The sequence below is a fragment of the Enterobacter sp. SM3 genome, assembly GCF_009811935.2.
Taxonomy (GTDB): Bacteria; Pseudomonadota; Gammaproteobacteria; order Enterobacterales; family Enterobacteriaceae; genus Enterobacter; species Enterobacter asburiae_D.
The window spans coordinates 4,325,324-4,337,391 of the sequence record NZ_CP099971.1 but is presented as its reverse complement, the minus strand read 5'-3'; the positions used below and the strand labels follow the sequence as shown (position 1 = coordinate 4,337,391).

General features: G+C 56.6%; 9 protein-coding genes. 5 read left to right on the top strand and 4 right to left on the bottom strand.

Annotated features, from left to right (window positions below; all coding sequences use genetic code 11):
- Positions 1-11 precede the first annotated feature (11 nt).
- Together degQ and zapG are read right to left on the bottom strand one after the other, a co-directional pair.
- Positions 12-1,379 carry a serine endoprotease DegQ gene (gene degQ / locus GVO84_RS20310; protein WP_159515020.1) on the bottom strand — a complete coding sequence of 456 codons (1,368 nt, stop codon included), beginning with the start codon at positions 1,377-1,379 and terminating at the stop codon, positions 12-14.
- Positions 1,380-1,550: 171 nt separating this feature from the next.
- Positions 1,551-1,949 carry a Z-ring associated protein ZapG gene (gene zapG / locus GVO84_RS20305; protein WP_008502832.1) on the bottom strand — a complete coding sequence of 133 codons (399 nt, stop codon included), beginning with the start codon at positions 1,947-1,949 and terminating at the stop codon, positions 1,551-1,553.
- 189 nt (positions 1,950-2,138) lie between these two features.
- Between zapG and zapE the strand changes: the two genes are divergently transcribed.
- From zapE to sspB, 5 genes are all read left to right on the top strand, one after another.
- The gene (gene zapE / locus GVO84_RS20300; RefSeq protein ID WP_159515019.1) at positions 2,139-3,263 is read left to right on the top strand and encodes a cell division protein ZapE; all 1,125 of its coding nucleotides are present in this window, start codon (positions 2,139-2,141) and stop codon (positions 3,261-3,263) included.
- Between the two features lie 290 nt (positions 3,264-3,553).
- Positions 3,554-3,982 carry a 50S ribosomal protein L13 gene (rplM, locus tag GVO84_RS20295; protein WP_006178824.1) on the top strand — a complete coding sequence of 143 codons (429 nt, stop codon included), beginning with the start codon at positions 3,554-3,556 and terminating at the stop codon, positions 3,980-3,982.
- A 15-nt stretch (positions 3,983-3,997) separates the two neighbouring features.
- Entirely contained in the window at positions 3,998-4,390 is a 393-nt protein-coding gene (gene rpsI / locus GVO84_RS20290; RefSeq protein WP_003860436.1) for a 30S ribosomal protein S9, read from the top strand.
- 308 nt (positions 4,391-4,698) lie between these two features.
- Positions 4,699-5,337, top strand: coding sequence for a stringent starvation protein SspA (gene sspA / locus GVO84_RS20285; RefSeq protein ID WP_023333624.1), 639 nt, complete (start codon positions 4,699-4,701; stop codon positions 5,335-5,337).
- Positions 5,338-5,342: 5 nt separating this feature from the next.
- A complete protein-coding gene (gene sspB, locus GVO84_RS20280) occupies positions 5,343-5,840 on the top strand; it encodes a ClpXP protease specificity-enhancing factor (protein WP_024906337.1) in 498 nt (165 codons plus the stop codon).
- Positions 5,841-5,870: 30 nt separating this feature from the next.
- Here sspB and gltD read toward each other — a convergent pair whose 3' ends face one another.
- On the bottom strand, positions 5,871-7,289 hold the full coding sequence (gene gltD / locus GVO84_RS20275; protein WP_121424788.1) for a glutamate synthase subunit GltD: 1,419 nt from the start codon (positions 7,287-7,289) through the stop codon (positions 5,871-5,873).
- A 9-nt stretch (positions 7,290-7,298) separates the two neighbouring features.
- The gene (gltB, locus tag GVO84_RS20270) at positions 7,299-11,759 is read right to left on the bottom strand and encodes a glutamate synthase large subunit (protein ID WP_159515018.1); all 4,461 of its coding nucleotides are present in this window, start codon (positions 11,757-11,759) and stop codon (positions 7,299-7,301) included.
- Between the last annotated feature and the right edge of the window lie 309 nt (positions 11,760-12,068).

Below are 12,068 nucleotides of genomic sequence, written 5' to 3'. Positions count from 1 at the left end.
GTCGCAAATGCTTAGCGCAACAGAATATAGATGGACTCATTGCCACGCATGACCTGCAGGGCAATAACCGCCGGTTTACTTTCCAGCACCTTGCGCAGTTCGGCAATGGACTGCACGCGATTGCGGTTGACACCGATGATCACGTCATCCTGATGCAATCCAGCCTGTGCCGCAGGGCTGCTCTTCTCGACGGTGTCGATGCTAATGCCTTTCGTACCGTCCTTCAGTTGCCCATCGCTCAGCGTAGCCCCTTGCAGCGCCGGGGCGATAAGCTCCGCACTGGCCGAGGAAGAGGTGCTCTTATCCAGCGTCACTTCAACGTCAAGCGGCTTACCGTCACGTATCAGGCCCAGCTTCACTTTGGCGCCAGGTTCCGTTGTGGCAATCCGCGAACGCAGTTCAGCAAAGCTGCTCAGCGGCTTGTCGTTCAGGCTGACGATCACATCACCCGACTTCACGCCCGCTTTTGCCGAGCCGGAGTTTGGCAGCACTTCACTGACAAACGCCCCGCGCTGCACGTTGATGTTGAACGCTTTTGCGATATCCGCGCTCATCTCCATCCCTTTAATACCCAGCAGCCCGCGTTTGATTTCACCGAACTGGATGAGCTGCTGCGCCAGCGTTTTGGCCATATTGCTGGGGATAGCAAAACCGATTCCGATGCTGCCGCCGCCCGGGGCCAGAATCGCCGTGTTAATCCCAATCAGCTCGCCGTTAAGGTTGAGCAATGCCCCGCCGGAGTTCCCACGGTTGATTGAGGCATCGGTCTGGATAAAGTTTTCCAGCCCTTCCAGATTGAGGCCGCTGCGCCCGAGCGCCGAGACGATCCCGGAAGTCGCGGTCTGCCCTAAACCAAAGGGGTTGCCCACGGCGACGGCAAAATCGCCGACGCGCAGTTTGTCCGAGTCCGCGATGGCAATCTGGGTCAGGTTGCTTGGGTTTTGCACCTGCAGCAGCGCGATGTCGCTCTGGTCATCGCCGCCGATCAGTTTGGCATCAAATTCGCGGCCATCGTTCAGCTGGACGCTGATTTTATCGGCCTGGCTGATGACGTGATTGTTGGTGAGAATATAGCCTTTTGACGCATCAATAATGACGCCAGAGCCCAGGCCTTCAAAAGGCTGCGCCTGCTGGTCCGGAGACTCATCGCCAAAATATTTTTTCAGTTCTTCAGGGACGCGTTGGCTTTGTACTGCGGTGCCCTCAACCTGAACGCTGACGACCGCAGGCAACACTTTTTCCAGCATGGGCGCGAGGCTTGGAATGGCCGCCTGGCCAGGCACCTGGGAGGGGATGGCGGCGAATACAGGGACGGACGCCGAGAGAGATAACCCGACACTTAACGCGATAGCGCTCAACAGCTGGTTTTTTTTCTTCATCGATGTTGACTCTCGTAACCTGGAATAAAGGAAAAACGGCCCTAAAAACACGTTGATGTTATTGAATTTTAAACCGCTGAACAATGAGGTGTTTAACTAAATGATAGCTGGGGTCATCAAGAAAGGACGGGCGCAATCGCTGCGCCCGTAAAATAAATTCAGGTTGTGCGATTAATCGCGTTTAACACCGCCGCGCAGCAGGCCGGACGCGCCATCAGAATAGTCGCGAGGCATCTGAACGGGCGCCTGATCGTTACCGGCTTCAGAGTCAGCCAGACGGTTGCGGAATGGGTTGGTTTCCGCGGTCATTTCCGGCAGCAGGCTGCTGGAGCTTTTTGCCATATGTTGGTACAGCTGACGGTAGTCGGTTGCCATGTTGTCCAGCAGCTCGGCGCTACGGGCAAAATGGCTGACCAGCTCTTCGCGATACTCTTCCAGCTCGGCTTTGTTCTTTTCCAGTTCGTACTGCAGTGACTGCTGCTGACGCAATTTGCGATTACCGAAACGCATGGCCACAGCACCGATAACGATGCCGACGACTAAACCGATTAGCGCATATTCCCAGGTCATGAACTTCTCCCGTTGTCTTGTTGTTCCGTAGGGTGTTGGCTCGGCTCCTGCCTGTGCCTGATAATGCCACTATAACCGCTATTTCTGCAGAAGTGGAATCCTGACGTATCATCGCGTAGTGTAGAACGGCCTTTTTTTCATCAGTCACGTCTGCTGGTGAGCGTTAATTGAAGGAATAACAATAAGATTATGCAAAACCTGTCCCCTGCATCGCGATATCAACTGGCCCTAAACGAGGGCACTCATCAGCCTGATGACGTTCAACGTGAGGCGGTAAACCGTCTGGAGATGATTTACCAGGAGCTCACGGCAAAACCCGCTGAAGTCGAACAGAACGGTGGGTTAAAGGCGGCGTTTGGGCGGTTGCTCGGTAAAAAAGCGCCACAGGCTCACGCGCCGGTGCGCGGTTTATATATGTGGGGCGGGGTCGGTCGCGGAAAAACCTGGCTGATGGACCTGTTCTATCTGAGCCTGCCTGGCGCACGTAAACAGCGTCTGCACTTCCATCGTTTTATGCTGCGGGTGCATGAAGAGCTGACCGCACTGCAGGGCAAGAGCGATCCGCTGGAGATTGTGGCCGACAGGTTCAAGGCGGAAACCGACGTGCTCTGCTTCGACGAGTTTTTTGTGTCCGACATCACCGATGCCATGCTGTTAGGCGGCCTGATGAAAGCGCTATTTGCCCGCGGGATCACGCTGGTGGCCACGTCGAATATCCCGCCGGATGAGCTCTATCGTAACGGCCTGCAGCGCGCACGCTTCCTGCCCGCCATCGATGCCCTCAAGCAGCACTGCGACATCATGAACGTCGATGCCGGTGTTGACTATCGTCTGCGCACGCTGACCCAGGCGCACCTGTGGCTTTCGCCGTTAAATGCAGAGACCACCCGCGAGATGGATACACTCTGGCTGGCGCTGGCGGGAGCAAAACGTGAACACGCCCCGGAACTCGAGATTAACCATCGTCCGCTCCCCACCCTTGGCGTCGAAAACCAAACGCTGGCGGTCTCCTTTACGACGCTCTGCGTGGATGCCCGTAGCCAGCACGACTACATTGCGATTTCGCGTCTGTTCCACACCGTGATGGTGCTGGATGTACCGGTGATGACGCGGCTGATGGAGAGCGAAGCACGGCGCTTCATTGCGCTGGTGGACGAGTTTTATGAGCGCCACGTCAAGCTGGTGGTCAGCGCCGAGGTACCTTTATATGAGATTTACCAGGGCGAGCGGCTGAAGTTTGAGTTCCAGCGCTGCCTGTCGCGCCTGCAGGAGATGCAGAGCGAGGAATACCTGAAGCTGGAGCATATGCCATAAATGCCCCCCTCTCCCTGTGGGAGAGGGGCTGGGGGTGAGGGCACCAGACCGCACAATATCTAACCCCGAAAAACCCATTCCAAATCGCATTTAAGGGTCGATCTTTGACCTCAACTTCTCTATAATCTTGCGACCCCACGTTACGAGAAGGTTTTTTTCCCAAAACTTTCTATGTGTCGGCATGTGCTATTCGAAGGGGTAGGTTTGCCGGACTTTGTCGTGTGAGCCTCAACTGACTAAACGTTTGGGTGTTCACCAACGTGTAACTTATTTATTTGGGTAAGCTTTTAATGAAAACTTTTACAGCTAAACCAGAAACCGTACAGCGCGACTGGTATGTTGTTGACGCGACCGGTAAAACTCTGGGCCGTCTGGCTACTGAACTGGCTCGTCGCCTGCGCGGTAAGCATAAAGCGGAATACACTCCGCACGTTGATACCGGTGATTACATCATCGTTCTGAACGCTGATAAAGTTGCTGTAACCGGCAACAAGCGTACTGACAAAGTGTACTATCACCACACCGGCCACATCGGTGGTATCAAAGAAGCGACCTTTGAAGAGATGATTGCCCGCCGTCCTGAGCGTGTGATTGAAATCGCGGTTAAAGGCATGCTGCCAAAAGGCCCGCTGGGTCGTGCTATGTTCCGTAAACTGAAAGTTTACGCAGGCAACGAGCACAACCACGCGGCACAGCAACCGCAAGTTCTTGACATCTAATCGGGATTATAGGCAATGGCTGAAAATCAATACTACGGCACTGGTCGCCGCAAAAGTTCCGCAGCTCGCGTTTTCATCAAACCGGGCAGTGGTAAAATCGTAATCAACCAGCGTTCTCTGGAACAATACTTCGGTCGCGAAACTGCCCGCATGGTAGTTCGCCAGCCGCTGGAACTGGTTGATATGGTAGAAAAACTGGATCTGTACATCACCGTTAAAGGTGGTGGTATCTCCGGTCAGGCAGGTGCGATCCGTCACGGTATCACCCGCGCTCTGATGGAGTACGACGAATCCCTGCGTTCTGAACTGCGTAAAGCTGGCTTCGTTACTCGTGACGCGCGTCAGGTTGAACGTAAGAAAGTGGGTCTGCGTAAAGCACGTCGTCGTCCACAGTTCTCCAAACGTTAATCCATTCTGCTTACGCAGAACGATTGGCGAAAAACCCGCTTCGGCGGGTTTTTTTATGGATAATGCGCAGGTTATCCACAATCTCCATGCATATATCTTCTCTTTTTCCACATTTCCAGAATCCCCTCACCACAAAGCCATCAAAATCTGGTAAACTATCATCCAATTTTCTGCCCAAATATCGGTGAATACTCGATTTTTGTTCGTTTCTTGAACAATGTGTTTTCTCTGGGATGGGCGATACAACATCTGGCTGGCCCCTGTTGGGCTGGTAGCAGTAAAAATTCTGAATATACCTGGAGGTTTTCATGGCTGTCGCTGCCAACAAACGTTCGGTAATGACGCTGTTTTCTGGTCCTACTGACATTTATAGCCATCAGGTTCGTATCGTGCTGGCCGAGAAGGGTGTCAGTTTTGAGATCGAGCATGTGGAAAAGGATAACCCGCCTCAGGATCTGATCGATCTCAACCCGAGCCAAAGCGTACCGACGCTGGTGGATCGCGAGCTGACCCTGTGGGAATCCCGTATCATTATGGAATATCTGGATGAGCGTTTCCCGCATCCGCCACTGATGCCTGTTTACCCTGTCGCGCGTGGTGAAAGCCGCCTGTACATGCAGCGTATCGAAAAAGACTGGTACTCGCTGATGAACGTTATCGTCAGCGGTTCCGCTTCTGAAGCCGACGCTGCGCGTAAGCAGCTGCGTGAAGAGCTGCTGGCAATCGCGCCTGTGTTTGGTCAGAAACCGTTCTTCCTGAGCGATGAGTTCAGCCTGGTGGATTGCTACCTGGCACCGCTGCTGTGGCGTCTGCCAACCCTGGGCGTAGAGTTCAGCGGTCCTGGCGCGAAAGAGCTGAAGGGCTATATGACTCGCGTATTTGAACGCGACTCTTTCCTGGCATCTTTAACTGAACCGGAACGTGAAATGCGTCTCGGCCGAGGCTAATGACTGTGGAAATGTCACAACTTACCCCACGCCGTCCGTATCTGCTGCGCGCCTTCTATGAATGGCTGCTGGATAACCAGCTCACGCCGCACCTGGTTGTGGATGTGACGTTGCCGGGCGTGCTGGTTCCGATGGAATACGCGCGTGACGGACAGATCGTACTGAACATCGCGCCGCGTGCGGTGGGTAACCTGGAGCTGGCAAACGATGAAGTGCGCTTCAACGCGCGTTTCGGCGGCGTGCCGCGTCAGGTTTCCGTACCTCTGGCAGCCGTGCTGGCTATCTACGCGCGTGAAAACGGTGCGGGTACCATGTTCGAGCCGGAAGCGGCGTATGATGAAGATGTTGCCAGCCTGAATGATGACAACGCATCCGATGAGCGCGAAAGCGACACGGTGATGTCACTTATTGATGGCGATAAACCCGATCATCACGACGACAATGACCCAGATGACGATCCGCCTCCGCGCGGTGGTCGTCCGGCACTTCGCGTCGTGAAATAAAAAAACAGGCCCAATCGGGCCTGTTTTTTTTTACACTTCCAGGAAGTTCAGTATACCGTCAGCCGCCTTGCGGCCTTCGGCAATCGCCGTCACCACCAGGTCGGAACCGCGAACGATATCGCCACCGGCGAAGATTTTCGGGTTGCTGGTCTGGAAAGCGTTATCGCTGCCTTCTGGCGCAATCACGCGGCCCTGCGAATCCAGCTCGACGCTGTGCTTCGCCAGCCACTCCATGCTGTGAGGACGGAAACCGAACGCCATCACCACGGCATCGGCCGGGATCACGTGTTCAGAACCGGCGACGATCTCGGCGCGACGACGGCCTTTCGCATCCGGTGCCCCCATCTCAGTGCGCGCCATCTTCACGCCGCTCACTTTACCGTTGGCATTCACTTCAATACCCAGAGGCTGGATGTTGAACTGGAACTCCACGCCCTCTTCACGCGCGTTTTTCACTTCGCGTTTAGAGCCCGGCATGTTTTCTTCATCGCGACGGTAGGCGCAGATCACGTGTGCCGCATTCTGACGAATGGAGGTACGCACGCAGTCCATCGCGGTATCACCGCCGCCCAGCACCACCACGCGTTTGCCTTCCATGCTGACGAACGGCTCATCGGCGGTTTCGCCGTAGCCCATGATCTGCTTGGTGTTGGCAATCAGGAACGGCAGCGCGTCAAACACGCCTGGCGCATCTTCGTTCTCCAGACCGCCGCGCATGGACTGATAGGTGCCCACGCCGAGGAACACGGCGTCGTAATCCTTCAGCAGGTCGTCGAGCTGCACGTCGCGGCCCACTTCCACGTTCAGCTTGAACTCAATGCCCATGCCGGTGAAGATTTCACGGCGACGGGTCATGACCTCTTTTTCCAGCTTGAAGGCCGGGATACCGAAGGTCAGCAGACCTCCGATTTCCGGATGACGGTCAAAGACCACCGCCTTCACGCCGTTGCGGGTCAGCACGTCCGCACAGGCCAGGCCCGCCGGGCCCGCACCGATGATGGCCACGCGCTTGTCGGTTTGCTTCACGCCGGTCATATCCGGACGCCAGCCCATCTCGAACGCTTTATCATTGATATAGCGCTCGATATTGCCGATGGTCACCGCACCGAACTCGTCGTTCAGCGTACAGGAGCCTTCGCACAGACGGTCCTGAGGACACACGCGGCCGCACACTTCCGGCAGGGTATTGGTCTGGTGAGACAGCTCGGCGGCTTCAAAAATACGCCCTTCATTGGCCAGCTTCAGCCAGTTCGGGATGTAGTTGTGTACCGGACATTTCCATTCGCAGTAAGGGTTACCGCAGGACAGGCAGCGGTCTGCCTGCGCTTTGGCCTGGCCTTCTGAAAACGGCTCGTAGATTTCAACAAATTCAATTTTGCGGATCTTCAGCGGTTTCTTTGGCGGATCAACACGCTGCAGGTCGATAAACTGGTATACGTTCTGGCTCATCTGAATTCCTTACTGCGCCTGCACGCGCAGCTCTGCTGCGCTACGACTACGGTGACCCAACAGGGCTTTAACATCGCTGGACTTCGGCTTAACCAGCGCGAATTTCGCAGAGAACGCCGGCCAGTTCGCCAGGATCTCTTCGCCGCGCGAAGAACCGGTATGCTGCACGTGTTCGGTAATCAAGCCGCGCAGGTGTTCTTCATGGATAGCTAGCGTATCAACGTCCAGCACTTCCACCAGTTCCGGGTTCACGCGTTTGCGGAACTCACCGTCTTCATCCAGGACGTAGGCAAAACCGCCCGTCATGCCTGCGCCGAAGTTCACGCCGGTTTTACCCATTACGCAAACAATCCCGCCCGTCATGTATTCACAACCGTTATCGCCAATGCCTTCCACCACGGTGATAGCACCGGAGTTACGCACTGCAAAACGCTCGCCCGCACGACCTGCTGCGAACAGACGACCGCCGGTCGCGCCGTACAGGCAGGTGTTACCGATGATGCTGGCTTCATGGCTGCGGAAGGCTGAGCCGACCGGAGGACGTACCGCCAGCAGACCGCCTGCCATGCCTTTACCGACGTAGTCGTTGGCATCGCCAGTCAGGTACAGCTCAACGCCGCCTGCGTTCCATACGCCGAAGCTCTGACCCGCGGTACCGCTGAAGTGCGCGGTAATCGGATCCGCTGCCAGCCCCTGGTCACCGTGCGTTTGCGCGATGTAACCGGAAAGGGAGGCGCCCACGGAGCGGTCGGTGTTGCGGATATCAAACCAGAACGTTTTGCTCTGCTTCTCGTCCACATACGGTTTCGCCTGCTGCAGCAGCTGCGCGTTCAGCACGCCGTTATCGAACGGCGGGTTGTTCTCGGTGCAGTAAACCGCTTTGCCAGGATGCGGCTGCGCGGTTTCCAGCAGCTTAGACAGCTCAAGCTTCTGCTGCTTCGCCGTGAAGCCTTCCAGCTCTTTCAGCAGGTCAGTGCGGCCAATCAGGTCCACCAGGCGTTTAACGCCCAGCTGCGCCATCAGCTCGCGGGTTTCGCGCGCGATGAAGTCAAAGTAGTTGGTTACTTTGAACGGCAGACCGTGATAGTGGTTCTTACGCAGCTTCTCGTCCTGGGTAGCCACGCCGGTTGCGCAGTTGTTCAGGTGGCAAATACGCAGGTATTTACAGCCGAGCGCAACCATCGGGCCGGTACCGAAGCCGAAGCTTTCCGCGCCGAGGATCGCCGCTTTGATGATGTCGAGGCCGGTTTTCAGGCCACCGTCCACCTGCAGGCGGATCTTGTGACGCAGACCGTTAGCCACCAGCGCCTGCTGGGTTTCCACCAGGCCAAGCTCCCACGGGCAGCCCGCGTATTTCACGGAGGAGAGCGGGCTAGCGCCGGTACCGCCGTCGTAGCCGGCGATGGTGATGAGATCCGCATAGGCTTTCGCCACGCCGGTGGCGATGGTGCCGACGCCCGGTTCGGAAACCAGCTTCACGGAGATCATCGCCTTCGGGTTGACCTGCTTCAGGTCGAAAATCAGCTGCGCTAAGTCCTCGATAGAGTAGATATCGTGGTGCGGCGGCGGGGAGATCAGCGTCACGCCCGGCACGGAATAGCGCAGTTTGGCGATGTACGGGGTAACTTTATCACCCGGCAGCTGACCGCCTTCGCCCGGTTTAGCACCCTGAGCGACTTTAATCTGGATCACGTCGGCGTTGACCAGGTACGCAGGCGTCACGCCAAAGCGACCGGATGCCACCTGCTTGATGCGGGACACTTTGTTGGTGCCGTAACGCGCAGGGTCTTCACCGCCTTCGCCGGAGTTGGAGTTGCCGCCGATGCTGTTCATGGCTTCCGCCAGCGCTTCGTGGGCTTCCGGGCTCAGCGCGCCGATGGACATCGCCGCGGTATCGAAGCGTTTGAACAGTTCGGATGCAGGCTCAACCTCGTCAATGCTGACCGCTTCATCACCCGGGTTCAGGGCAATGAGGTCGCGCAGCGTTGCCGCAGGACGGTTATTTACCAGCTCAGCGTACTGCTGGTAATCACTGTATTCGCCGCTCTGAACCGCCTGCTGCAGCGTGCGCACCACGTCCGGGTTATAGGCGTGGTATTCGCCACCGTGGACGTATTTCAGCAGACCGCCCTGATCCAGCGGCTTACGTGCCAGCCAGGCGCGTTTGGACAGGTTTACCAGATCCTGCTGGAAGTCAGCAAAACCGGCGCCGCCGATGCGGCTGACCACGCCCTGGAAGCAGAGGTTGGCGACCTCGTCATGCAGGCCGACCGCTTCAAACAGCTTCGAACAGCGGTAGGAGGCAATGGTCGAGATGCCCATTTTGGACATGATCTTGTACAGACCTTTGTTGATGCCGTTACGGTAGTTCAGCATCACCGCGCGGTAATCTTTATCGATCGCGCGGGTATCCACCAGGCGTGCCAGCGTTTCGTAGGCCAGGTACGGGTAGATCGCCGTCGCGCCGAAGCCTAACAGCACGGCAAAGTGGTGCGGGTCGCGGGCGCTTGCGGTTTCAACAATGATGTTGGCGTCGCAGCGCAGGCTCTTATCGACCAGACGCGTCTGGATAGCGCCAACCGCCATCGGGGCAGGCACCGGCAGACGGTTTTTCGCGATATTGCGGTCGGACAGCACCAGCAGAACGGTACCGTTACGCACCATCTGTTCGGCTTTGTCACACAGCGCATTCACCGTCTCTTCGAGGCTCGCTTCGGTCACGTCGAAGGTAATATCGAGCGTGTCGGCGCGGTAGTGCTCCTCTTTCATGGTGGTGAGCTGTTTGAAATCGGAGTACAGCAGGATCGGCGATTTAAAGGTCAGACGGTGCGCCTGGCCTTCGGCTTCGCAGAAGACGTTCATCTCGCGACCGATGCTGGTCGCCAGCGACATCACATGCGCTTCACGCAGCGGGTCGATCGGCGGGTTGGTGACCTGCGCGAACTGCTGACGGAAGTAATCGTAAATGATGCGCGGCTGGCTGGATAGCACGGCAAACGGGGTATCGTCACCCATGGAGCCGACCGCTTCCTGACCGTTTTCACCCAGTACGCGGATGACGGAATCCAGCTCTTCCGCGCTGTAGTTAAACTGTTTCTGGAAGCTCGCAAGCATATCGTCGTCTAGTTCGCGACGACCCACTTCTTCATCCGATAAATCTTCGAACGGCACGAGGCGACGTACGTTCTTCTCCATCCACTCTTTGTACGGATGGCGGCTTTTCAGATCGTGATCGGTTTCGGCTGAGTGCAGAATGCGCCCACCGCGGGTGTCGATAACCATCAGCTCGCCCGGGCCGACGCGGCCCTTCTCGACCACTTCGTCAGGCTGGTAATCCCAGATACCGACCTCAGAGGCGCAGGTGATGAGCTTGTCTTTGGTGATGACGTAGCGTGCCGGACGCAGACCGTTACGGTCCAGGTTACAGGCAGCGAAGCGACCGTCGGACATGACGATGCCCGCCGGGCCGTCCCACGGCTCCATGTGCATGGAGTTAAAGTCGAAGAACGCGCGCAGCTCGGGGTCCATATCCGGGTTGTTCTGCCAGGCCGGTGGCACAAGCAGACGCATGGCGCGCACGATGTCCATCCCGCCTGCCAGCAGCAGTTCCAGCATGTTATCCATTGAGCTGGAGTCAGAGCCGGTTTCGTTCACGAACGGCGCGGCATCGTGCAGGTCAGGGATCAGTGGCGTCTGGAACTTATAGGTACGGGCGCGGGCCCACTGGCGGTTACCGGTGATGGTGTTGATCTCGCCGTTGTGCGCCAGATAGCGGAACGGCTGAGCCAGCGGCCAGCGTGGAACGGTGTTGGTGGAGAAGCGCTGGTGGAACAGGCAAATGGCCGATTCCAGACGCAGGTCCGCCAGGTCCAGGTAGAAGCGCGGCAGGTCAGCCGGCATACACAGACCTTTATAGATGTTCACCAGGTTAGAGAGACTACAAACGTAGAACTCTTTATCGTCCTGGAGACGTTTTTCAATGCGGCGGCGGGCGATAAACAGACGGCGTTCCATATCACGTGGACGCCAGCCCGCAGGCGCATTAACGAAAATCTGTTCAATACGAGGCAGCGAGGAGAGGGCGATTTCACCGAGCACCCCTTCGTTGGTTGGCACATTGCGCCAGCCGACAATCGACAGGGTTTCACGCTGAAGTTCTTCTTCGACGATGCGGCGTGAGGCGGCAGCCTTTTCAGGATCCTGGTTCAGGAACAGCATGCCGACAGCGTAGTTTTTGGCTAAACGCCAGCCGCGCTCTTCCGCCACGATGCGGAAGAAACGATCCGGTTTTTGCAGCAGCAGGCCGCAACCGTCGCCGGTTTTACCGTCGGCAAGAATAGCGCCACGGTGCTGCATTCGGGCCAGTGCGTGAATAGCAGTACGCACTACCTTGTGGCTAGGTTCGCCTTCTATGTGGGCGATCAGGCCGAAACCACAGTTATCCTTCTCAAGGGATTTATCGTACAACATATCAGTGAACCTCCCCAGGCTCGTCGGGCTTCCCACTGAACTTTACCGTGGCGCACAGGCACAGAAAGAGCATGGCGACGGGGTTTGCGTTTCATACGCGGACCTCGCATTCGCCCTCTTTTTTCATCCTTTCGCGCAGGTAAACAAGTTTGAGGACTTGCTTCAGAGGGAATCTCAATTACTGCATAAATATGATGAGCAGGCCGCTCATCCAGAAAGCTTCCAGCGGATTTCCAACTTATCGGGAATTGGTACACAGGTCAAATGGCAATCTTATTTATACAAAAATGTGCTAAAGAGAGTTTATGT